The organism is Streptomyces sp. NPDC019890 (genome assembly GCF_044903445.1).
Lineage (GTDB): Bacteria > Actinomycetota > Actinomycetes > Streptomycetales > Streptomycetaceae > Streptomyces.
In genome coordinates, this window is the sequence record NZ_JBJDQK010000016.1 from 50,819 (window position 1) to 73,403 (window position 22,585).

Annotated in this window: 16 protein-coding genes; 12 read left to right on the forward strand and 4 right to left on the reverse strand. The window is 68.8% G+C overall.

Annotated elements, in window-relative coordinates; translation table 11 throughout:
• The first annotated feature begins 30 nt into the window (after positions 1-30).
• Both ACI2LP_RS30940 and hflX read left to right on the forward strand, forming a co-directional pair.
• Complete coding sequence (locus ACI2LP_RS30940) at positions 31-1,500, forward strand: M1 family metallopeptidase (protein ID WP_404727836.1); 1,470 nt, start codon at positions 31-33, stop codon at positions 1,498-1,500.
• 182 nt (positions 1,501-1,682) lie between these two features.
• A complete protein-coding gene (hflX, locus tag ACI2LP_RS30945) occupies positions 1,683-3,173 on the forward strand; it encodes a GTPase HflX (RefSeq protein WP_404727837.1) in 1,491 nt (496 codons plus the stop codon).
• Positions 3,174-3,242: 69 nt separating this feature from the next.
• On the opposite strand, the gene ACI2LP_RS30950 is transcribed toward hflX, so the two are convergent.
• Together ACI2LP_RS30950 and ACI2LP_RS30955 are read right to left on the reverse strand one after the other, a co-directional pair.
• Positions 3,243-4,406: a trypsin-like serine peptidase gene (locus tag ACI2LP_RS30950; protein WP_404727838.1), complete on the reverse strand. Its 1,164-nt coding sequence runs from the start codon at positions 4,404-4,406 to the stop codon at positions 3,243-3,245.
• Positions 4,407-4,655: 249 nt separating this feature from the next.
• Positions 4,656-5,831 carry a trypsin-like serine peptidase gene (locus ACI2LP_RS30955; protein WP_404727839.1) on the reverse strand — a complete coding sequence of 392 codons (1,176 nt, stop codon included), beginning with the start codon at positions 5,829-5,831 and terminating at the stop codon, positions 4,656-4,658.
• A gap of 267 nt (positions 5,832-6,098) precedes the next feature.
• On the opposite strand from ACI2LP_RS30955, the gene ACI2LP_RS30960 reads away from it, so the two are divergent.
• The 5 genes from ACI2LP_RS30960 (at position 6,099) to ACI2LP_RS30980 (ending at position 14,181) form a co-directional block, all read left to right on the forward strand.
• Positions 6,099-7,475: a diaminobutyrate--2-oxoglutarate transaminase family protein gene (locus ACI2LP_RS30960; protein ID WP_404727840.1), complete on the forward strand. Its 1,377-nt coding sequence runs from the start codon at positions 6,099-6,101 to the stop codon at positions 7,473-7,475.
• Between the two features lie 26 nt (positions 7,476-7,501).
• Positions 7,502-9,415 (forward strand): IucA/IucC family protein, encoded by a 1,914-nt coding sequence (locus ACI2LP_RS30965; protein ID WP_404727841.1) that lies wholly within the window; start codon positions 7,502-7,504, stop codon positions 9,413-9,415.
• Between the two features lie 41 nt (positions 9,416-9,456).
• Positions 9,457-10,221 (forward strand): GNAT family N-acetyltransferase, encoded by a 765-nt coding sequence (locus tag ACI2LP_RS30970; protein WP_404727842.1) that lies wholly within the window; start codon positions 9,457-9,459, stop codon positions 10,219-10,221.
• A 59-nt stretch (positions 10,222-10,280) separates the two neighbouring features.
• Positions 10,281-12,110, forward strand: a complete 1,830-nt coding sequence (locus ACI2LP_RS30975; protein ID WP_404727843.1) for an IucA/IucC family protein — start codon at positions 10,281-10,283, stop codon at positions 12,108-12,110.
• Between the two features lie 76 nt (positions 12,111-12,186).
• Positions 12,187-14,181, forward strand: a complete 1,995-nt coding sequence (locus tag ACI2LP_RS30980; protein ID WP_404727844.1) for an ATP-dependent DNA helicase — start codon at positions 12,187-12,189, stop codon at positions 14,179-14,181.
• A gap of 141 nt (positions 14,182-14,322) precedes the next feature.
• Here ACI2LP_RS30980 and lexA read toward each other — a convergent pair whose 3' ends face one another.
• On the reverse strand, positions 14,323-15,108 hold the full coding sequence (lexA, locus tag ACI2LP_RS30985; protein ID WP_404727845.1) for a transcriptional repressor LexA: 786 nt from the start codon (positions 15,106-15,108) through the stop codon (positions 14,323-14,325).
• 588 nt (positions 15,109-15,696) lie between these two features.
• On the opposite strand from lexA, the gene nrdR reads away from it, so the two are divergent.
• Together nrdR and ACI2LP_RS30995 are read left to right on the forward strand one after the other, a co-directional pair.
• Complete coding sequence (gene nrdR, locus ACI2LP_RS30990; RefSeq protein ID WP_404727846.1) at positions 15,697-16,209, forward strand: transcriptional regulator NrdR; 513 nt, start codon at positions 15,697-15,699, stop codon at positions 16,207-16,209.
• Between the two features lie 171 nt (positions 16,210-16,380).
• Positions 16,381-19,269: a vitamin B12-dependent ribonucleotide reductase gene (locus ACI2LP_RS30995; RefSeq protein ID WP_404727847.1), complete on the forward strand. Its 2,889-nt coding sequence runs from the start codon at positions 16,381-16,383 to the stop codon at positions 19,267-19,269.
• A gap of 97 nt (positions 19,270-19,366) precedes the next feature.
• On the opposite strand, the gene ACI2LP_RS31000 is transcribed toward ACI2LP_RS30995, so the two are convergent.
• Positions 19,367-19,888: a TerD family protein gene (locus tag ACI2LP_RS31000; RefSeq protein WP_404727848.1), complete on the reverse strand. Its 522-nt coding sequence runs from the start codon at positions 19,886-19,888 to the stop codon at positions 19,367-19,369.
• Positions 19,889-20,020: 132 nt separating this feature from the next.
• Between ACI2LP_RS31000 and ACI2LP_RS31005 the strand changes: the two genes are divergently transcribed.
• From ACI2LP_RS31005 to ACI2LP_RS31015, 3 genes are all read left to right on the forward strand, one after another.
• The gene (locus ACI2LP_RS31005) at positions 20,021-20,911 is read left to right on the forward strand and encodes an arylamine N-acetyltransferase (protein WP_404727849.1); all 891 of its coding nucleotides are present in this window, start codon (positions 20,021-20,023) and stop codon (positions 20,909-20,911) included.
• A gap of 175 nt (positions 20,912-21,086) precedes the next feature.
• Complete coding sequence (locus ACI2LP_RS31010; RefSeq protein ID WP_404727850.1) at positions 21,087-21,692, forward strand: YdbC family protein; 606 nt, start codon at positions 21,087-21,089, stop codon at positions 21,690-21,692.
• A 222-nt stretch (positions 21,693-21,914) separates the two neighbouring features.
• Positions 21,915-22,574: a histidine phosphatase family protein gene (locus tag ACI2LP_RS31015; protein ID WP_404727851.1), complete on the forward strand. Its 660-nt coding sequence runs from the start codon at positions 21,915-21,917 to the stop codon at positions 22,572-22,574.
• Positions 22,575-22,585 lie beyond the last annotated feature (11 nt).

Consider the following 22,585-nt stretch of genomic DNA (forward strand, 5'->3'; position numbering starts at 1 on the left):
CCCCGCCGGGTGCGCTGATAGCCGTAGCTCATGCTGCTCACATCTCGGCGCCTGCGTGCCGCCCTGCTGGCCACCTCCGCGGCCACCCTCGTCGCCGCCGCCCTGCCGCCACCCGTACCGCTCGGCATCGGCGATCCGCTCTTCCCGCACCTGGGCAATCCCGGCTACGACGTCACTGCGTACGACATCGCTCTCACCTACAGCGGCAGCAACACCAAGCCCCTGGACGCGGTCACCAAGATCGACGCCCAGACGACGGAGCGACTGGACCGCATCAACCTCGACTTCACCAACGGCACGGTCAGCTCGGTGGAGGTCAACGGCCGGCCCGCCGAGTTCTCGAAGGCCGGAGAGGACCTGGTGGTGGAGCCGGAGACGACCGTGGCGCGGAACACCCGCCTGCGGATCACGGTCCATCACACCAGCGACCCCAGCGGTTCCGCGGACGCCGGGGGCTGGGTGCGCACCGCCGACGGACTGGCGATGGCGAACCAGGCCGACGCCGCGCGCCGGGTCTTCCCCTCCAACGACCACCCCGCCGACAAGGCCTACTTCACCTTCCGGATCACCGCTCCCAAGGAGCTCACAGCGGTGGCCAACGGGCTGCCGACGGCCAGGACCGCGAACGGTGACACCACCACCTGGGCGTACCGGACCAAGCACCCCATGGCCACCGAGCTGGCGCAGGTCTCGATCGGCCGCTCCGCCGTCCTCGCCCGCACGGGGCCGGGCGGACTTCCGGTGCGCGACGTGATTCCCGCCGCCGACCGCAAGACGCTGGAGCCCTGGCTGAAGCGGACGCCGGCGCACCTGGAATGGATGGAGAAGCGCGTCGGCCGCTACCCCTTCGAGACGTACGGAGTGCTGATCGCCGACGCCACAACGGGATACGAGCTGGAGACCCAGACCCTCTCGCTGTTCGAGCGCTCGCTCTTCACCAACAGCGCGTTCCCCGAGTGGTACGTCGACTCGATCATGGTGCACGAGCTGGCCCACCAGTGGTTCGGCAACAGCGTCTCGCCCCGCACCTGGTCCGATCTGTGGCTGAACGAGGGACATGCCACCTGGTACGAGGCGATGTACGCCGAGGAGACATCGGGGCAGCCGGGACGGTCGCTGCAGGAGCGGATGCACGAGGCATACACGTACTCCGATCAGTGGCGGGCGGACGGCGGGCCGCCCGCGGCGCCCAAGCCACCGTCGCCGGGACAGAAGATCAGCCTCTTCCGGCCGGTGGTCTACGACGGCAGCGCGCTGGTTCTGTACGCCCTGCGGCAGACGATCGGGACAAGCGCGTTCGAGCAGCTGGAGCGCGCCTGGGTGCGGGAGTACCGGGACGGGACGGCGACGACCGCGGACTTCATCGCGCTCGCCACACGGATCTCGGGGCGTGATCTGTCGAAGTTCTTCCAGGAGTGGCTGTACGCGAAGCGGACGCCTGCGATGCCGGGGCACGCAGACTGGCGGAGCACCGCTGCGACGACGCCCCGGACCCGCTGAAATCGGGGTGACGGCCCCGGCACGTGCGTGCGACCATCAACGGGTCGGCGACGCGGCCGGGGCCGGAACCCCTCCGGGAATCATCCGGGCTCGTTACGCGTTGTGACTGGCGTACCGGACTTTCCCGTGCGGGATTTTCCTCCGGCACTTTTCATCACTCTTCCGATCGACGTAAGGATCCAATGACCTCCTCTTCATCCCCTTCCCAGGACGAGCAGAGCTTCGCGGAGACGCGCACCGAGAGCCTTCGGGCCGATGCCCTGATGGAAGAGGACGTCGCCTGGAGCCACGAGATCGACGGAGAGCGGGACGGCGATCAGTTCGACCGCTCCGAGCGTGCCGCGCTGCGGCGTGTGGCGGGCCTCTCCACTGAGCTCGAGGACGTCACCGAGGTCGAGTACCGGCAGCTGCGCCTGGAGCGTGTGGTGCTGGTCGGCGTATGGACCTCGGGGACGGTGCAGGACGCGGAGAACTCCCTCGCGGAGCTGGCGGCACTCGCCGAGACGGCGGGCGCGCTGGTGCTCGACGGCGTGATCCAGCGCCGTGACAAGCCCGACCCGGCCACGTACATCGGCTCGGGCAAGGCGCAGGAGCTGCGCGACATCGTGCTCGAGACCGGAGCCGACACCGTCGTCTGCGACGGTGAGCTGAGCCCCGGCCAGCTGATTCACCTCGAGGACGTCGTGAAGGTCAAGGTGGTCGACCGGACCGCCCTGATCCTCGACATCTTCGCCCAGCACGCCAAGTCCCGAGAGGGCAAGGCGCAGGTCGCGCTGGCGCAGATGCAGTACATGCTGCCCAGGCTGCGCGGCTGGGGTCAGTCGCTGTCCCGGCAGATGGGTGGCGGCGGCGGTGGCGGTATGGCCACCCGTGGTCCCGGTGAGACCAAGATCGAAACGGACCGGCGTCGGATCCGCGAGAAGATGGCGAAGATGCGCCGGGAGATCGCGGAGATGAAGACGGGCCGCGAGATCAAGCGCAAGGAGCGCCGGCGCAACAAGGTGCCTTCGGTCGCGATCGCCGGATACACCAACGCAGGGAAGTCGTCGCTGCTCAACCGCCTCACGGGCGCCGGCGTCCTGGTGGAGAACGCGCTGTTCGCCACCCTGGACCCGACCGTCCGCCGGGCCGAGACGCCGAGCGGCCGGACCTACACCCTGGCCGACACCGTCGGGTTCGTACGGCATCTGCCGCACCACCTCGTCGAGGCGTTCCGCTCCACCATGGAGGAGGTCGGGGACTCCGACCTGATCCTGCATGTGGTGGACGGGGCACACCCGGCGCCGGAGGAGCAGCTGGCCGCCGTGCGCGAAGTGATCCGCGATGTGGGCGCCACGGACGTGCCCGAAATCGTGGTGATCAACAAGGCGGACGCGGCCGATCCGCTGGTGCTGCAGCGGCTGCTGCGCATCGAGCGGCATGCGATCGCGGTGTCGGCGCGGAGCGGTGCGGGCATCGACGAGCTGCTCGCGCTCATCGATGTCGAGCTGCCACGGCCCAAGGTCGAGGTCGAGGTTCTCCTGCCGTACACGCAGGGTGGGCTGGTCTCGCGGGTGCACACCGAGGGCGAGGTCCTCTCCGAGGAACACACCACGGAGGGCACGCTGCTCAAGGCGCGGGTGCACGAGGAGCTGGCCGCGGCGCTGGCGCCGTATGTCCCGGTGACTCACTGACCTGTCCCAAGACCGAAGGCCCGCACCCCACATGGGGCGCGGGCCTTCGGTTTTGTGCGATCCCGTCGGCTACTTGTCGCCGTACTTCTCGCTCATCACGTTGTAGAGCTGCTCGGCTCCCGCACCCAGCTGAGGGCCGGCCAGCCAGCCATTGGTGACCGGGCCGATCGAGGTGTTGGAGACCAGTACGGTCTTCTTGCCCAGGACGCGGAACCAGCCGCCACCGGAGGAACCGCCGGTCATCGTGCAGCCGATGCGGTACATCGCAGGGGTGCCCGCGACCAGCGTGAGACGGCCGGGACGGTCGATGCACTTGTGCATGAGCAGGCCGTTGTACGGCGGAGCGGCCGGGTAGCCCCAGGCGCCCATCGCGTCGACGGAGGAGGCCGCCGGAGCGGAGAAGTCGACCGGCAGGGCGTTGCCCACCGTCTCCTCAAGGGACTTGGTGCCGTGCTCGGGCTTGACGTGCAGAACGGCATAGTCGTACGGAGCGCCGCCCGCGCCCGTCGGGCCGCCCGCGCTGATCCACTCGTTCGATGTCGAGGCCCAGTCCGCCCAGAACATGCCGTACGGTGCGATCTCCTCCGGCCGGGCGTTCGCCAGCTCGGCCTCCGACTTGCCCTTGTCGTTGTACGACGGCACGAAGGCGATGTTGCGGTACCAGCCGCCCTTCTTGCCTGCGTGCACGCAGTGGCCCGCGGTCCACACGAGGTTGGACTTACCGGGGTTGCGGGGGTCCTTCACGACGGTGCCGGAGCAGACCATCGTGCCTTCGGGGGAGTCGAAGAAGACCTTGCCGACAGGGGCCGCGTAGTCGTGGTACGGGAGCTTCTCGGCCTGGGCCTTGACGGGCCGGGGCTCCGGGTCGGTGCCGGAGTCGACCGGGGCGTCCTTCGTGGCAAGCGTCTTCGAGGGGTCCTTGGCCTCCTTCATCCGCTGGGGCTTCCACAGGCCCTCGATCACCGGATTGACGAAGTCCTTCGCTTCACGAAGCCACTTGTCCTGCTCCCAGTTCTGCCACTCGCCGTTCTTCCACTTGTCGAGGTCGACACCGTGCTCCTTGAGCTTGTCGGCCAGGTCCGCGGGAAGGGCGTCGCCGCCCGTGTCGGCGGCGGTGCTGGAAGAGGTGGGCTTGTCTGCGGCCTTGCCCTCGCCGGGGCCACAGCCGGTGGCCGTCAGCGCGAGGGCCGCGGCGATGCCGGTGGCAGCCAGCAGCGGACGTATGGATCGCATGGAAACGATTCCCCCTGAAGTGCAATGGATCTGTGCCATGAACGTGTCATGCGAAAGGGCGGCCTTCCGGGGCCGCCCATGACGCGGCACCACTCTAAGGCGGTGCGGAGCTGTGGCGTTGAGAGGGGCTCCCACCTGCACGGAGTCTCCACGAGGAGTCTCGGAGCGGGCCGTGTCCACGAGAAAGGGGAGGCGGGGGCATGCGGCCTGGCAGCCGCGGACCCCCGCCTCCCTCCGTGGGGCCTGTGCTCAGCGACCCGCGAACTTCTTGCTGACCGCGTTGTAGACGCCCTTGGCCTCGTCACCGAGGCGCGGACCGGCCAGCCAGCCGGCCGTGACCGGGCCGATGGAGGTGTTGGACACGAGGGCGGGCTTGCCGTCCTGGCCCTTGGCCACCCAGCCACCGCCTGAGGAACCGCCGGTCATGGTGCAGCCGATGCGGTACATCGTCGGCTCGTTGGCCTTGACGGACAGCCGGCCCGGCTTGTCGGAGCACTGGAACAGCTTCTCGCCGTCGAACGGCGGCGCCGCCGGGTATCCGGTGGCGGTGATGTTGTCGATCTTCGGCACGGCCGGGGCGTTGAACTCCACCGGAAGCGCCGAACCGACCGTCTCCTCGAGGGACTTGCCCGTGCTGCCCTTCTCCGGGGTCACATGGATCACCGCGAAGTCGTACGGCGCGCCCTGGCCGCCGGTCGCGGCGCCCTGCGAGATCCACTGCTCGGAGGTCTGGGCCCAGTCGCCCCACCACACGCCGTAGGGAGCGATCTGCTCCTTGGTCATCTTCGCCAGCTCGGAGGTGGACTTGGCGCTGTCGTTGTACGACGGCACGAAGGCGATGTTGCGGTACCAGCCGCCCTTCTTGCCTGCGTGCACACAGTGGCCCGCGGTCCACACGAGGTTGGACTTGCCGGGGTTGGCCGGGTCCTTCACGACGGTCGCGGAGCAGACCATCGAACCCTCGGGTCCGTCGAAGAGGACCTTGCCGGCCTCCGCCGCGTTGGAGTGGTACGGGGCCTTCACCGCCTGCGCGTTGACCGGCTCGGGCGTCGGGTCGGTGACTCCCTTGTCGCCCGAGATGTCGTTGTCGACGGGCTTCTCCGGCGGCTTCTCGGCCTCGCGCATCCGGTCCGGGTCCCACAGGCCCTCGATGATCGGATTGACGAAGTCCTGGGCTTCACGGAGCCACTTGTCCTTGTTCCAGTTCTTCCACTCGCCGTTCTTCCACTTGTCCAGGTCGATCCCGTGCTCCTTGAGCCGGTCCTTCAGATCGTCCGGAATCGTGATCTTGTCGTCGGCAGGCTGGCTCACGGGAGTGGTCGGCTTGTCGCCCGCGTTGTCCTCGCTCGGACCACAGGCGGTGGCAGCCAGCGCGAGCACGGCGGCGATGGAAGCCGCTGCCAGCGTCGGGCGAATGGGTCGCATCTCTTGATCCCCCTGGGACTTCAGTACTTCTGAACTGTTGGGCGGCCCCCAACTATGCCGGTGCCGATGGGGACGGCACTCACCAGGTCCGCGGTTCCGTCGCCAACGAGCGTCCGCCCCAAGGATCTTCCGATTGCCCGTGATCCCCAGCGTGCGGCGTCGTTGGTACGTACGGGATGCCCAAGGTGAGCGTTCAGCCCGGCCGGGTGGCGTACGAACGCTGTGCCGATGTGCAACGCAACCGTTACAGCGGGAGGACCAACAGCCGTGGCCGTGACCGAACCTGCTCCGGTGGCGCCGCCCGTCGCGCACGAGGGGATTCTGCGCCGTCAGTCGCTCCGCGAGTCCGCGGCCCGTACGTACGCACGCTCGCTGCCCATCGTTCCTGTCCGGGCCAGGGGGCTGACGATCGAGGGAGCGGACGGTCGGCGCTATCTCGACTGCCTTTCGGGTGCGGGAACCCTGGCGCTCGGTCACAACCATCCCGTGGTGCTCGAAGCGATCAGGAAGGTCATCGACTCGGGGGCGCCGCTGCACGTCCTGGACCTCGCCACACCGGTCAAGGACGCGTTCACCACTGAGCTGTTCGCCACGCTGCCGCGGCAGTTGGCCGACGACGCGCGCATCCAGTTCTGCGGGCCCGCCGGTACGGATGCGGTCGAGGCGGCTCTCAAACTCGTCCGCACGGCGACCGGCCGCAACGGCCTCCTCACCTTCACCGGCGCCTACCACGGCATGACGGCAGGCGCCCTCGACGCATCGGGCGGTGCCACCGATGTACGGGTGTCCCGGCTGCCCTTCCCGCAGAACTACCGCTGCCCCTTCGGCGTCGGTGGCGAACGTGGTGCCGAACTCGGGGCACGCTGGACCGAGAGCCTCCTCGACGACCCCAAGGGCGGGGTGCCCAGGCCGGCCGGAATGATCCTGGAACCGGTGCAGGGCGAGGGCGGGGTGATCCCGGCCCCGGACGCCTGGATGCGCAGAATGCGGGAGATCACCGCCGCCCGCTCCATCCCTCTGATCGCCGACGAGGTACAGACGGGCGTCGGGCGAACAGGCACCTTCTGGGCGGTCGAGCACAGTGGCGTCGTACCGGATGTGATGGTCCTGTCCAAGGCGATCGGTGGCTCCCTTCCACTTGCTGTGATCGTCTACCGGTCCGAACTCGACGCCTGGCAGCCCGGCGCCCACGCCGGCACCTTCCGCGGCAACCAGCTCGCCATGGCGGCGGGCGCAGCCACCCTCGCCTTCGTACGCGAGAACCGGCTCGCCGAGCGCGCCGCAACCCTTGGCGCCCGCATGCTGGGCCGCCTCCAGGGGCTGGCGGCGGCACACCCCTGCATCGGGGACGTACGCGGCAGGGGCCTCATGATCGGCGTCGAGCTCGTGGACCCCGACGCCGCACCGCCGGACGCCCTGGTCCCGCCCTCCGCACCCGCCCTTGCCGCCGCCGTCCAGCAGGAGTGCCTGACACGCGGGCTCATCGTCGAACTCGGCGGACGCCACTCCGGCGTCGTACGGCTGCTCCCTCCCCTCACCCTCACCGACGAGCAGGCCATGGCCGTCCTCGACCGCTTCGCCGACGCCCTGGCCGCCGCCGAGCGCTCACGGCAACGCCGCACCGACGGCGGACAGTCCTACTGACCCGGACGATCACAAGGAAGACCTCCGTGAATCCCACCCCCGCACCCGATGCGCCCGCACCCGATGCGCCCGAGGCCGATGGCCGTTCCACCGCCCCCGAACCAGGACGGGGCGACGGGCGCGGCCGCGTCACTGTTGAGGCGGCGGTGCCGCGCCAACAGACTTCCGGTCACGGCGAACAGCAGACCTCCACCACTGGCCCGTCCACCGGGGCCGGAGACATCGAGCTCCTCGACCACCCGGATCCGTACCGCGCCGCGGACGCGGCGGCCGTCGAGAATCTGCTCCGCTGCTGGGTGCGGGAGAACAACCTCGGCCAGCCCGACGGACACACCCTGCGCATCCCCCTGCACACCAGTGGCACGGCACTGCTCGTCCCCGTCCGGTACTGGTCGCCCAGCGGATGGCACCGCTTCGGCCTGCCGACACTGGAGGGAGCGCCGCCCGACGCGCCCGCCGCCGACGGCGTCACCGTCGCAGCCCTCCTCGGCCGCGAGGCGGGCCAGACCGAAGGAGCCGACCTGGTCGGCCGGGTCGCCGATTCCGTACGGCGCACCGCCGACTTCATCAGCGACCGCCGCGCGGACCCCGCTCCCGCCCCCGAGGCGGACCTCTTCCTCACCGCCGAGCAGTCCCTCCTGCTCGGCCACCCGCTGCACCCGACGCCCAAGAGCCGCGAAGGACTCTCCGAGGCGGAAGCCGAGCTCTACTCACCGGAGTTGCACGGCTCCTTCCCCTTGCACTGGATGGCCGTCGACAGATCAGTACTGGCCACCGAATCCGCCTGGACCGAACAGGGCCGCACTCTGCCGGCCGAGCAGCTCATCGCTCGCCTCTGCGGGGACCTCCAACTCCCCGACCACACCGTTGCGTTGCCGCTCCACCCCTGGCAGGCCGGCGAACTGCGACACCGACCCGGCGTCAGGGCCCTTCTCGATGCCGGTCTCCTGCACGACCTGGGGCCCTATGGAGACAGCTGGCATCCCACCTCCTCGGTCCGCACCGTGCACCGGCCCGGCGCCCCGGCCATGCTCAAGCTCTCCCTCGGCCTGCGCATTACCAACTCCCGTCGTGAGAACCTCCGCAAGGAACTTCACCGCGGCGTCGAAGTCCACCGCTTGCTCCGCGCCGGACTCGCCAAACAGTGGCAAGCCGCCCACCCCGGCTTCGACATCGTGCGCGATCCTGCCTGGCTCGCCGTCGACACAGCTGACGGCGAACCGCTGCCCGGGCTCGACGTCGTGCTGCGCCACAATCCGTTCGGGCTCGGCGACGACGCTGTCTGCATCGCGGGTCTGGCCGCGCCCCGCCCCTGGCCGGGCCGACCCGGGATGTACTCGCGCCTTGCCGACATCGTGGCCAGGCTTGCCGAGTGCACCGGCCGCCCCACCGGCGCCGTAGCCGCAGAGTGGTTCCTGCGCTACCTCGTCCACGTCGTACGCCCGGTGCTCTGGCTGGACGCCAAGGCGGGCATCGCCCTCGAAGCCCACCAGCAGAACACCCTGGTGATCCTCGACCCCGAAGGCTGGCCCGTCGGCGGCCGCTACCGCGACAACCAGGGCTACTACTTCCGTCAGTCCCACCGTGCCGCACTCGAGAGCAGGCTCCCCGGCATCGGCTCCAGGAGCGACACCTTTGTCTCCGACGAGGTCACCGACGAGCGCTTCGCCTACTACCTCGGCATCAACAATGTCTTCGGCCTGATCGGAGCCTTCGGCTCGCAGCGCCTCGCCGACGAACATGTACTCATCGCCGCATTCCGGCAGTTCCTCTCCGCGACCGCGGCCCTCGGCTCGCCGCTGCCCGCGCAGCTCCTCGACGCCCCCACGCTCCGCTGCAAGGCCAATCTGCTCACCCGGCTGCGCGGCCTCGACGAGCTCGTCGGCCCGGTCGACACCCAGTCCGTCTACGTCACCATCACCAACCCTCTTCGTTCTTGAGGCAACACAACCCGACCGACCTGCGAGAGGAGAGCGCCACCGTGCCTCCCACCGATGCGAGCACCGACACCGGAGCCGGTCCCCCACCCCAGCTCGCGGGGGGCGGTCCCGCACCGCAGCTCGCGGGGGGCGTCGAGGACACCTTGGACCTGCGGCTTCCAGAGGAGTTCCTCGCACTGTTCCGGGAGGACGAGGTGTCCGCCGGCCCCGAGCAGGCGGACACCGCGGCCGCCGGCGACCTGCTGGACGCCCCGGCCGAGTGGGGACCCGTAACCACCCCGCTCGGAGCCTTCCAGCTCGTCCCCGTGCGCATCGAACGTGACCTGGCACTGATGACCCGCTGGATGAACGACCCCGCCGTGGCTGCCTTCTGGGAAATGGCGGGACCCGACTCCGTCACCGCCGCCCATCTGCGCACCCAGCTCGACGGTGACGGCCGCAGCGTCCCCTGTCTCGGGGTGCTCGGTGGCATCCCCATGAGTTACTTCGAGCTCTACCGCGCCGATCTCGACCCACTGGCACGGCACTATCCCGCCCGTCCGCATGACACCGGCATCCACCTCCTCATCGGTGGCGTGGCAGACCGCGGCCGCGGTATCGGCTCGACCCTCCTCAGAGCCGTCACCGATCTCGTTCTCGACCATCGCCCTCGATGCGCACGCGTCATCGCTGAACCCGATCTGCGCAACACCCCTTCCGTCTCGGCCTTCTTGAGCGCCGGCTTCCGCTTCTCCGCCGAAGTCGACCTTCCTGACAAGCGAGCCGCGCTCATGGTCCGCGACCGCGCCCTTCGCAACCTGCTGTGAATGACCCGCTGCCCTCCTTACCCCGCTCGACCCGCATCGGTTCCACTCGAGGAGTCCCCGTGCCGAAGTTCCCTGCCACCCACGACTCCGAACAGCCGCACGTGGTCCCGTTCACGCCGCCGGGCCTGACCTCGCAGGCATGGGACCTGGCTGCCGGCCGCCTGCTGGCCAAGATGCTCGGCGAGTTCGCCTACGAAGAGATCATCAAGCCTGAAGAGGTCACGGAGCCGGTCCCGGCATCCCGCGTCGGCCGCTACACGCTCACGATCGACGACGGCAGCAGCCTCTCCTTTCGGGCCAGGCGCGGAGCGTACGGAGGCTGGCGCGTCGATCCTGACTCCATCGAGCACGACTCCCGGCGCTTCACCGATCCGCTCGCCTTCCTCTCCCGGGCCCATCGCCTGCTCGCTCTCGACGGCGCCACCCTCGGTCACCTCCTGCGCGAGCTGACCGTCACGCTTCTCTCCGACACCGGGCTCGATCACAGCGCGCTGACCGCAGGCGAGCTCGCCGACCTCGGCTACGCCGAAATCGAAGGCCACCAGACCGGCCACCCCTGGCTCGTGCTCAACAAGGGCCGTATCGGCTTCTCCGCCACCGACACCGCCCGCTGGTCGCCGGAGGCCCGCAGGCCGGCCCGGCTCCCCTGGCTCGCGGTCAGCCGCAGCCTCGCCGACTACCGTGGAGTCCCCGGGCTCGCCGGACCCGACGATCTGTACGCCCGTGAACTGGACGCCTCCGTACGCGAGTCCTTCGCCACCACGCTGCGCGGCAGGGGCCTCGACCCCGATTCGTACCTCTTTCTCCCCGTGCACCCCTGGCAGTGGGACGAGGTACTCTTGCCCCTCTTCGCCCCGGCCGTCGCGCGAGGAGACATCGTTCCGCTTGCCTCGGACGGTGACCTGCGGCTGCCGCAGCAGTCCATCCGCACCTTCGTGAACGTCGATCATGCAGACAGGCACACCCTCAAACTGCCGCTGTCCATCCTCAACACCCTGGTCTGGCGTGGCCTGCCGACCGAACGCACCCTCGCGGCCCCCGCAGTCACCGCCTGGGTGCACGGCCTGCGCGACACGGACCCTTTTCTTCGCGACGAATGCGGCGTGATCCTGCTCGGGGAGGTCGCGTCCGTCACCGTCGAGCACCCTCTCTACGACCACCTTCCCGAGGTGCCCTACCAGTACAAGGAGCTCCTCGGAGCGATCTGGCGCGAGCCGCTGGGGCCCCGCCTCGCCCCTGGCGAGCGGGCCCGCACCCTCGCCTCGCTGCTGCACACCGACCCCCACGGCCGGGCGTTCACCGCCGAACTCGTCGCCCGCTCCGGGCTCGCCCCGGCTGCCTGGCTCCGGCGGCTCTTCTCCGCGCTGCTCCCGCCGCTGCTGCACTTCCTCTACCGCTATGGCACCGTCTTCTCCCCGCACGGAGAGAACGCGATCGTCGTTTTCGACGACAACGATGTGCCGGTACGGCTGGCGATCAAGGACTTCGTCGATGATGTGAACGTCAGCGCCCAGCCGCTGCCCGAGCACGCTTCCATGCCCGACGAGGTGCGGCAGATCCTGCTCACCGAGGAGCCCGCCTTCCTCACGCAGTTCATCCACGCAGGGCTCTTCATCGGGGTCTTCCGCTATCTTGCGCCCCTCTGCGAGGAACAACTCGGCGTTCCGGAGAAGCAGTTCTTCTCGCTCGTACGGGCCGAGATCCTGCGCCACCAGGCCAGTTTCCCGGAGCTCAAGGAGCGTTTCGAGACGTTCGACCTGCTCACTCCGCGTATCGAGCGTCTCTGCCTGAACCGCAACCGGTTGCATCTCGACGGCTACCGGGATCGCCCTGACCGCCCCCACGCCGCCGTGCACGGCACGGTCCCCAATCCGCTGGGCACCGTCTGATGAACCCGTGGACGAACCGGGCGATGAACCGATGTGCGATCGCGTTGTCAGTGGTGCCCCGTAGGCTGGTCCGGCTATGACGAAGCCATCCCTCCCCGAGCTCCTTCACGCCGCCGTCACCGCCGTCGGCGGTGTGGAACGACCAGGCCAGGTCACCATGGCCGAGGCCGTCGCCGAGGCTGTCGACGACAATTCCCACCTGCTTGTCCAGGCCGGCACCGGCACCGGAAAGTCCCTCGGCTATCTGGTGCCCGCCCTGGCGCACGGGGAGCGTGTGGTCGTGGCCACGGCCACGCTGGCCCTGCAGCGGCAGCTCGTGGAGCGTGATCTTCCGCGTACGGTCGAGGCGTTGCACCCGCTGCTGCGCCGCCGCCCCGAGTTCGCCATGCTCAAGGGTCGTTCCAACTATCTCTGTCTGCACCGCCTGCATGAGGGGGTACCGCAGGAAGAGGAGGACGGGCTCTTCGACCAGTTCGAGGCTGCCGCGCCCACCAGCAAGCTCGGCCAGGATCTGCTGCGGATGCGTGACTGGTCCGACGAGACCGAGACCGGGGACCGGGACGATCTCACCCCGGGAGTCTCGGACCGGGCGTGGGCGCAGGTCTCCGTCTCCTCCCGGGAGTGCCTCGGCGCCTCGAAGTGCGCGTACGGCGCCGAGTGCTTCGCCGAGGCGGCCCGCGAGCGCGCCAAGCTCGCCGATGTCGTCGTCACCAATCACGCGCTGCTGGCCATCGACGCCATCGAGGGCGCTCCTGTGCTCCCGCAGCACGAGGTGCTGATCGTCGACGAGGCCCACGAGCTGGTCTCCCGGGTCACCGGCGTTGCCACCGGCGAGCTCACGCCGGGCCAGGTCAACCGTGCCGTGCGCCGCGCCGCCAAGCTGGTCAACGAGAAGGCGGCGGACGCTCTGCAGACCGCCGCCGAGACCTTCGAGCGGCTGATGGAGCTCGCGCTGCCCGGCCGACTCGAGGAGATCCCCGAGGACCTGGGGTACGCCTTGATGGCTCTGCGGGACGCTGCCCGCACGGTCATCTCGGCCCTCGGCAGCACCCGCGACAAGTCCGTCCAGGACGAGGACGCCGTACGCAAGCAGGCCCTCGCCTCGGTTGAGAACATCCACGACGTGGCCGAGCGCATCACGCAAGGCTCCGAGTACGACGTCGTCTGGTACGAGCGCCACGACCGTTTCGGCGCGTCCCTGAGGGTGGCCCCGCTCTCGGTCTCCGGTCTGCTGCGCGAGAAGCTTTTCGCCGAACGGTCCGTGGTACTGACCTCTGCGACGCTGAAACTCGGCGGCGACTTCAACGGGGTCGGGGCCTCGCTGGGCCTGGCTCCCGAGGGCACCGCAGGCGATGCCCTCGGCGGAGCCGCTGATGTCGTGAGTCCGCAGTGGAAGGGGCTCGACGTCGGCTCGCCGTTCGACTATCCGAAGCAGGGCATTCTCTATGTCGCCCGCCATCTGGCGACGCCGGGGCGGGAAGGTTCCCGTGGCGACATGATGGACGAACTTGCTGACCTGGTGGAGGCGGCCGGCGGTCGTACGCTCGGCCTCTTTTCCTCCATGCGGGCCGCCCAGGCTGCGGCGGAGGAGCTGCGCGGCAGGCTCGACAAGCCGATTCTGCTCCAGGGCGAGGAAACTCTGGGTGAGCTGATCAAGTCCTTCGCCGCCTCCCCCGAGACCTGCCTGTTCGGCACGCTCTCCCTGTGGCAGGGCGTCGATGTCCCGGGGCCCAGCAGCCAGCTGGTCGTCATGGACCGGATCCCGTTCCCGCGTCCCGACGATCCGCTGATGAGCGCCCGGCAGAAGGCCGTGGAGGAGGCCGGCGGCAATGGCTTCATGGCCGTTGCCGCCACGCACGCCGCGCTGTTGATGGCCCAGGGCGCGGGCCGTCTCGTACGCGCCACGGGCGACCGCGGCGTCGTCGCCGTACTCGACCCGCGGCTGGCCAACGCCCGCTACGGCAGCTATCTGCGCGCCTCGCTGCCGGACTTCTGGTACACCACGGACCGCAACCAGGTGCGTCGCTCGCTGGCCGCGATCGACGCCGCCGCCAAGGCCGACGGCAAGTAGTACGGCCGGGCGTCAAGCCGTGCGCAGGACAGGTCAAGCCGTACGGCAGGACAGCAGGCCGTACGGCTGGGCTCGCGGGCACAGCAGGGCCCCGGGACCGGCGCAGTGGGTCCCGGGGCCCGGTCAGAGCCGGCGGGTGCCTCACACCCGCCGAAGCACAGCCACCACCTTGCCGAGAATCGTCGCCTCGTCACCCGGAATGGGCTGATACGCCGCATTGTGCGGGAGGAGCCACACATGGCCGTTCTCCCGCTTGAAGCGCTTGACCGTGGCCTCACCCTCCAGCATCGCGGCCACGATGTCCCCGTTCTCCGCGACGGGCTGGCGGCGGACCGTCACCCAGTCCCCGTCGCAGATCGCGGCCTCGATCATCGAGTCGCCCACGACCTTGAGTACGAACAGCTCGCCGTCGCCGACAAGCTGGCGGGGGAGCGGGAACACATCCTCGACCGACTCCTCGGCGAGGATCGGGCCACCGGCGGCGATCCTGCCGACCAGCGGAACGTACGACGCGGCGGGCTTGCCGCTGGTGTCCGTCGGCTGGGTGCTGGGCTGGTCGGAGCCGCGTACCTCATACGCCCTGGGGCGGTGCGGGTCCCGGCGCAGGAAGCCCTTGCGCTCCAGCGCCATCAGCTGATGTGCGACGGAGGAGGTGCTGGACAGCCCGACAGCCTGGCCGATCTCACGCATCGACGGCGGGTATCCCCGACGCTGCACGGAGTCGCGGATCACCTCGATGACGCGCCGCTGCCGATCCGTGAGTCCGGAGCTGTCGGCCCGGATACCTGGAGGTCGGCCGGGCAGCGAACGCGTGGGCTTCTGCCCCTCGGAGGGCGTGGCTGCGTCATTCATGGCATGCACCGGCTCGAATCGGTTCTGGGAGCGGTCCTGGGCAGTGATGGCGGCACTGTCTGCGGTGGTGGTCACGTCGGCCCCTCTCGAATGGTCTCCCTAGCTGGACAACGGTAGTGGGTTTCGAAAGGTTGCGCCAAACACACGTTCGAGTGAAAAATCGCAGATTGCCTGACGCAGGCGCCTGCCTGGGTGTATGTGCGAACGATGAGACCGTAAGGCAATGCGGGCCAGTGCGGTAGCCTCCACCGGCGGGGTGCCGAGGGGTGGGGTGATTCCAGTCTTGCACCCGGCGGCCCGGAATCCAGGGAGCCGTGCTTTTCCCGTACTCTCCTGGCCGGTTCCTGGTCGCTCGTCGGCCTGTCTGCGGCCCCTGCGCGGCCCGCCTTCGGTCCGTCCGAGGCCGGTCCCGCGCCGCCTTGATGACACGGCGCCACCACTCGTACGCCTCCCGTAGGCGACCGTCGCCGCGCGACACGCGCTGAGCCGGAAAAACGCGACCCAACCCCAGATCTAGTGGTTGGATTGTGTCCGCCGCCCAGAAGTTGTGGTCCCCGGTCCGCCAAGACCGCGGCCATCGCCTATGCTTGGGGCTGCTTCGAAGGGCTTCGACAAGCCGGTCGAGGCTATTCAGTCGTGCTGTGAAGGAGGGTTGGGAGAGCCATGCACTGCCCCTTCTGCAGGCACCCCGACAGCCGTGTCGTCGACAGTCGCACCACCGACGACGGAACGTCGATCCGACGCCGTCGGCAGTGCCCCGACTGCTCCCGCCGCTTCACGACGGTGGAAACCGCCTCGCTGATGGTGATCAAGCGCAGCGGCGTGACCGAGCCCTTCAGCCGCACCAAGGTCATCTCCGGCGTGCGCAAGGCTTGCCAGGGGCGACCGGTCACCGAGGACGCCCTCGCCAAGCTCGGCCAGCGGGTCGAGGAGGCGGTTCGCGCCACCGGCAGCGCCGAGCTGACCACCCATGATGTGGGTCTGGCCATACTCGGCCCCCTGCAGGAACTCGACCTCGTCGCGTACCTGCGATTCGCGTCCGTGTACCGGGCTTTCGACTCGCTCGAAGACTTCGAGGCCGCCATCGCGGAACTCCGCGAAGAGCGGCCTCCCGCAGAGGAGCGCGGGACCGGCGAGACCCTTGAGGTCCCGGTGCCCGCCACCGCCGCCGACTGAGCACGACCGCGCCGATCCCCAGGGCCCGCCTCATCGGCCCGCCGATCGGCAGCAGGGCGGCAAGAAGACCTGTCACGGGCGCCGTGCGCGGCGCCCGCGGCATCAGACAAGACTGTGCCACGGGAAGATCTGGGCACTTCAGAGCGTTTTTGCCCGTATATGGGAGGCGGCATGACAGAGACGACGAGCGGCCCGGCACGAGGGTCCCGAGCCAAGGGATCCAAGGTGAGCAAGGGTCTGCGTATCGAGCGAATCCACACCACCCCCGGCGTGCATCCGTACGACGAGGTGGTCTGGGAGCGTCGTGACGTCGTCATGACCAACTGGCGCGACGGCTCGGTCAACTTCGAGCAGCGTGGCGTCGAGTTCCCCGACTTCTGGTCGGTGAACGCGGTCAACATCGTCACCAGCAAGTACTTCCGCGGGGCCGTCGGTACCCCGCAGCGCGAGACCGGTCTCAAGCAGCTGATCGACCGGATCGTGAAGACGTACCGGAAGGCCGGCGAGGACTACAACTACTTCGCCTCGCCCGCCGACGCCGAGATCTTCGAGCACGAGCTGGCGTACGCCCTCCTGCACCAGATCTTCAGCTTCAACTCGCCGGTGTGGTTCAACGTCGGCACGCCCCAGCCGCAGCAGGTCTCGGCCTGCTTCATCCTGGCGGTCGACGACTCCATGGAGTCGATCCTCGACTGGTACAAGGAAGAGGGGATGATCTTCAAGGGCGGCTCGGGCGCCGGTCTGAACCTCTCCCGGATCCGTTCCTCCAAGGAACTGCTCTCCTCCGGCGGCAACGCCTCCGGCCCCGTGTCCTTCATGCGCGGCGCCGACGCGTCCGCGGGGACGATCAAGTCGGGCGGTGCGACCCGGCGCGCGGCCAAGATGGTCATCCTCGACGTCGACCACCCCGACATCGAGGGCTTCATCGAGACCAAGGTGAAGGAAGAGGAGAAGATCCGCGCTCTGCGTGACGCGGGCTTCGACATGGACCTGGGCGGCGACGACATCACGTCCGTCCAGTACCAGAACGCCAACAACTCGGTCCGTGTGAACGACGAGTTCATGAAGGCCGTCGAAACCGGTGGCAGGTTCGGCCTGCGTGCCCGGATGACCGGCGACGTCATCGAGGAGGTCGAGGCCAAGACGCTCTTCCGCAAGATGGCCGAGGCCGCCTGGGCCTGCGCCGACCCCGGCATCCAGTACGACGACACCATCAACCACTGGCACACCTGCCCCGAGTCCGGCCGGATCAACGGCTCGAACCCGTGCAGCGAGTACATGCACCTGGACAACACCTCGTGCAACCTCGCCTCGCTGAACCTGATGAAGTTCCTCAAGGACGACGGCGAGGGCCACCAGTCCTTCGACGTCGAGCGCTTCGCCAAGGTCGTCGAGCTGGTCATCACCGCGATGGACATCTCGATCTGCTTCGCGGACTTCCCGACGCAGAAGATCGGTGAGAACACCCGGGCCTTCCGCCAGTTGGGCATCGGCTACGCCAACCTCGGCGCCCTGCTGATGGCCACGGGCCACGCGTACGACTCCCACGGCGGCCGCGCGCTCGCCGGTGCCATCACCTCACTGATGACGGGTACCTCGTACCGGCGCTCCGCCGAGCTCGCCGCGGTCGTCGGCCCGTACGACGGCTACGCCCGCAACGCCGCGCCGCACAAGCGCGTCATGAAGCAGCACGCCGACGCCAACGCCGAGGCCGTCCGCATGGACGACCTGGACACGCCGATCTGGGCCGCCGCCACCGAGGCCTGGCAGGACGTGATCCGCCTCGGCGAGAAGAACGGTTTCCGTAACTCCCAGGCATCCGTCATCGCCCCGACCGGCACCATCGGTCTCGCGATGTCCTGCGACACCACGGGCCTCGAGCCCGACCTCGCCCTGGTCAAGTTCAAGAAGCTGGTCGGCGGCGGCTCGATGCAGATCGTCAACGGCACGGTCCCGCAGGCGCTGCGCCGCCTCGGCTACCAGCAGGAGCAGATCGAGGCGATCGTCGCCCACATCGCCGAGAACGGCAATGTGATCGACGCTCCCGGTCTGCGGACCGAGCACTACGAGGTCTTCGACTGCGCCATGGGCGAGCGCTCCATCTCCGCGATGGGCCACGTCCGCATGATGGCGGCCATCCAGCCATGGATCTCCGGCGCCCTCTCCAAGACGGTCAACATGCCCGAGTCGGCGACCGTCGAAGAGGTCGAGGAGATCTACTTCGAGGCGTGGAAGATGGGCGTCAAGGCGCTCGCGATCTACCGCGACAACTGCAAGGTCGGCCAGCCCCTCTCCGCCAAGACCAAGGACAAGGAGAAGGCCGAGGTCACCGAGAAGGCCGAGGAGACGATCCGGGCCGCGGTCGAGAAGGTCGTCGAGTACCGCCCCGTCCGCAAGCGCCTCCCCAAGGGCCGTCCCGGCATCACCACCTCCTTCACGGTGGGCGGCGCCGAGGGCTACATGACCGCCAACTCCTACCCGGACGACGGTCTCGGCGAGGTCTTCCTGAAGATGTCGAAGCAGGGCTCGACCCTCGCGGGCATGATGGACGCCTTCTCGATCGCCGTCTCGGTGGGTCTGCAGTACGGCGTTCCGCTGGAGACGTACGTCTCCAAGTTCACCAACATGCGCTTCGAGCCGGCCGGTATGACGGACGACCCGGACGTGCGGATGGCGCAGTCGATCGTCGACTACATCTTCCGCCGCCTGGCGCTGGACTTCCTGCCCTTCGAGACGCGCTCGGCGCTCGGCATCCACTCGGCCGAGGAGCGTCAGCGTCACCTGGAGACCGGTTCGTACGAGCCGTCCGACGAGGACATGGACGTGGAGGGTCTGGCCCAGTCCGCCCCGCGTCACCAGGAGCCCCTGAAGGCCGTCGCCGCAGCTCCCCCGGTGGAGGTTCCGGCCCCGAAGCAGGCACACACCTCGGCGGAGCTCGTCGAGATGCAGCTGGGCATCAGCGCGGACGCGCCGCTGTGCTTCTCCTGCGGGACGAAGATGCAGCGGGCGGGCTCCTGCTACATCTGCGAGGGCTGCGGCTCGACCAGCGGCTGCAGCTGATCGCGAGCGGTGGTACGCAATAGCTGAGAGAAGGGGCGTCGGCATGGTGCCGGCGCCCCTCTCGTGCTCAGTAACTACTGATGCCGTCAGCCGCCGGTCAGCCGCCCATCAGGGCGACGAACTCCTGCGGCTCCGCGTCGAATCCGCGGACGGTGCGGTGGAACTCCCATTCGCCCGCCTCACTCCGTGTGAACTCGCCGACGACGGCGGCCGTGGATCCCGCGACGGCGGCGAAGTCACTGCTGCCCAGCTCGATGTGCCCCTCCAGAACGCGCACGAGGGCGTTCGCGACATCGGCGAACACTGTCCGACCGTCCCGCTGCTGGATGCACACGCCCACGAGGACGCGCCCGTACGCGGCCGCCAGCCGGTCGAACTCCAGCGTCATGACCTCGTCCGAGCCGAAGCCCTGACCCGTCTTGCTGTCCCTGACCAGAATGATGGTGCCGTCCGGCGACCGGCTGTCGAAATGCACGACGTACGCGGGCTCGCCGTGCGGGGCGTCCGCGCGGTACGTCGCGGCGACGATGTCGAGATCATGCGCGGGCTGACCGAGGGGGCTCGGATCCCACCTCAGGGTTACCTCGGCCTTCCGGACCCCCTTGTTGAAACTGCTCACCGGACTCCCCTTTCCCGTGATTCACCGAACTGCCAGGTGATCTGCATCGGTTGACCATGCTGTCACGTCCACGCCTCCGCATCAGGGCGTGCCGCGTCCCGGGCAGACAAAGGATTGGTGTGCAGCGCCGTCATGGCGATCATTGGGATGGCGGCACCGCTCGGGGCCGCCGGATTGTTCACGGGGGTGGAGATCATGATCTGGAGCAGCGAAGAGCTGGATCTGGACGCGTACTTGGCACGTATCGGGTACGCAGGGCCGGTCGCGGCGGACCTGGAGACGCTGCGGGAGCTTCAGCGGGCGCATGTCGCGGCGATTCCCTTCGAGAACCTGGAAGTGGCGCTCGGTCGCCATGTGCCGCTGGATCTGAAGAGCCTGCAGGCGAAGCTGGTCGGCCGGCGGCGCGGTGGCTACTGCTACGAGCAGAACTCCCTGTTCGCCGCCGTGCTGGAGCGTATCGGCTTCCAGGTGTCCGGGCGCGGGGCCCGGGTCCGCGCGAACGCAGCCAGGAGGCGACCTGTGACGCACGCCGTCCTGGTGGTCACGGTGGACGGCGAACCCTGGCTCGCCGATACGGGGTTCGGCGCTGGGGGAATCCTGGAGCCGGTGCGCTTGCGGGATGGCGTCGTGGTGCAGCAGGGAGGGTGGACCTACGGGATCACCATGGAGGACGAAGGGATTCACGTATTGCGGACTCTCGGTCCCGAAGGGTGGGCCGATGCGTATGCGTTCGCTCCCCAAACGCTCTATCCCGAAGATTTCACGGTCATGAACCACTACAGCTCGACACATCCGCAGTCGCGGTTCGTCGGTCAGGTGGTGGCGCAGAAGCCCGGCCCTCAGGTGCGTCATACCTTGCTGCGCGGCGAATTGAGTGTCTCGCACACGAACGGGACGCATGAGAGGCGCAGAGTGCCGCCGGGTGAGCTGATCTCCGTACTGGACGAGATCTTCGGCATCGGGCTGGATACCGAGGATGCCGCGCGGCTGCGTGCCCTGGGCGAGCTGAATGAAGTGTCCTGAACGCGCGGAGCGAGCGGAGCGGGCAGTCGCGTTGAGGTTCCGGCGGGGGAGTTGGTGCGGATCCTGGCTGCTGTGTTTCGGGATCGAACTGAATGTCGAGGAATCGCTCGACCGGGTAAGAGTGCACTCCGCAGGAGAGTGACCGGGGCCACGTTGCGCGCCGTACGATGGCGCGGTGCTGGTCAAGTGGATTCGCTGCACCGTGGTGGACCGTCGTGGGTTCGAGCGGGGACAGCGGAAGTGGGCGGGGCTGCTGGGTGAGCCGGGATTCCGGGGACAGGGCGGTGGGTGGAGCAGAGGGCGGCAGAATGTCGCGCATGTCTTCGGCTTCTGGGAGAGCCGGGCGTTCTACGACTCGTTCATGGCGCGTTCCCATGACCGGCTGGCGGCCGGGCAGTCGGGGACGTACAAGGACATACAGGTGAAGCTGTTCGACTACCGCTTTGACGTGAAGACGGGGTTCGAGCCGCGGTTCACCGACGCGGACGTGGTGCGGGTCGCGCACTGCCGGGTTCGCGAGGACCGGGTCGAGCACTACGCGCTGATGCAGGAGAAGGTGTGGAACCCGGCCATGGCGGGGTCGCCCGGGATGGTGCGCGGGTTGTTCGGGGAGGCGCCGGGGAGCGAGTTCCTGGTGATGTCGATGTGGCAGTCGGCGGCCGAGCACGGGAAGTACCGCAGGGAGCGGGTGGAGCGGCTGCTGCTGCGCGCGCAGACGGAGGCGGATGTCGTGGCGCTGGCCGGTGATGTGGTGGAGCTCGAGCCCTCGTGGACGGTCTGAGGCCGGGTGGTGGCCGCCCGCTCCGAGGACCGGCCACCACCCGCCTCACCGGCGGCCGCAGCGGACCGCGGACTCCGCCCGCCTCACCTGAGGTCCGTCGCTGGGGCGGCGGGCCCCCGCGTCCCGCGACCGCCCATCTGCTGCCCCGCCTCAGCTGCCGATAGGCAGGATGGACTCGGACCCGACTGCTCGGCGTCGTCCGGACCGATCTACTGTCAAGACATGGCACGACCGCGACGCATCGTCCTCGTCCGGCACGGCGAGTCGGAGGGAAATGCCGATGACACCGTGTACGAACGCGAGCCCGACCATGCGCTGCCGCTGACCCCGACCGGCTGGGCCCAGGCCGAGAAGACGGGCGCACGACTGCGTGAGCTGTTCGGGCGCGAGCGTGTCAGCGTCTATGTCTCGCCCTACCGCCGGACCCATGAGACCTTCCGTGCCTTCGCCCTCGACCCGGAGCTGGTACGGATCCGGGAGGAGCCCCGGCTGCGTGAGCAGGACTGGGGGAACTGGCAGGACAGGGACGACGTACGGCTGCAGAAGGCGTACCGGGACGCCTACGGACACTTCTTCTACCGCTTTGCGCAGGGTGAGTCGGGCGCGGATGTGTACGACCGGGTCGGGTCCTTTCTGGAGAGTCTGCACCGGAGCTTCGAGGCGCCGGACCATCCGCCGAACGTCCTGCTGGTCACGCACGGACTGACCATGCGCCTGTTCTGCATGCGCTGGTTCCACTGGTCGGTCGCGGAATTCGAGTCGCTGTCGAACCCGGACAACGCCGAGATGCGGATTCTGCAGCTCGGCGAGGACGGTCGCTACACGCTTGACCAGCCGTTCAAACGCTGGCGCACCCCTGAGCCGTACGGCGTCACCGGATAGAGTGGCAGGAA

Bases quoted from the DNA above. Each gene is read 5' to 3' on its own strand.
- ACI2LP_RS30940 (WP_404727836.1), top strand. From the start codon at position 31: ATGCTGCTCACATCTCGGCGCCTGCGTGCCGCCCTGCTGGCCACCTCC.
- hflX (WP_404727837.1), top strand. From the start codon at position 1,683: ATGACCTCCTCTTCATCCCCTTCCCAGGACGAGCAGAGCTTCGCGGAG.
- ACI2LP_RS30950 (WP_404727838.1), bottom strand. From the start codon at position 4,406: ATGCGATCCATACGTCCGCTGCTGGCTGCCACCGGCATCGCCGCGGCC.
- ACI2LP_RS30955 (WP_404727839.1), bottom strand. From the start codon at position 5,831: ATGCGACCCATTCGCCCGACGCTGGCAGCGGCTTCCATCGCCGCCGTG.
- ACI2LP_RS30980 (WP_404727844.1), top strand. From the start codon at position 12,187: ATGACGAAGCCATCCCTCCCCGAGCTCCTTCACGCCGCCGTCACCGCC.
- nrdR (WP_404727846.1), top strand. From the start codon at position 15,697: ATGCACTGCCCCTTCTGCAGGCACCCCGACAGCCGTGTCGTCGACAGT.
- ACI2LP_RS30995 (WP_404727847.1), top strand. From the start codon at position 16,381: ATGACAGAGACGACGAGCGGCCCGGCACGAGGGTCCCGAGCCAAGGGA.
- ACI2LP_RS31005 (WP_404727849.1), top strand. From the start codon at position 20,021: ATGGCGATCATTGGGATGGCGGCACCGCTCGGGGCCGCCGGATTGTTC.
- ACI2LP_RS31015 (WP_404727851.1), top strand. From the start codon at position 21,915: ATGGCACGACCGCGACGCATCGTCCTCGTCCGGCACGGCGAGTCGGAG.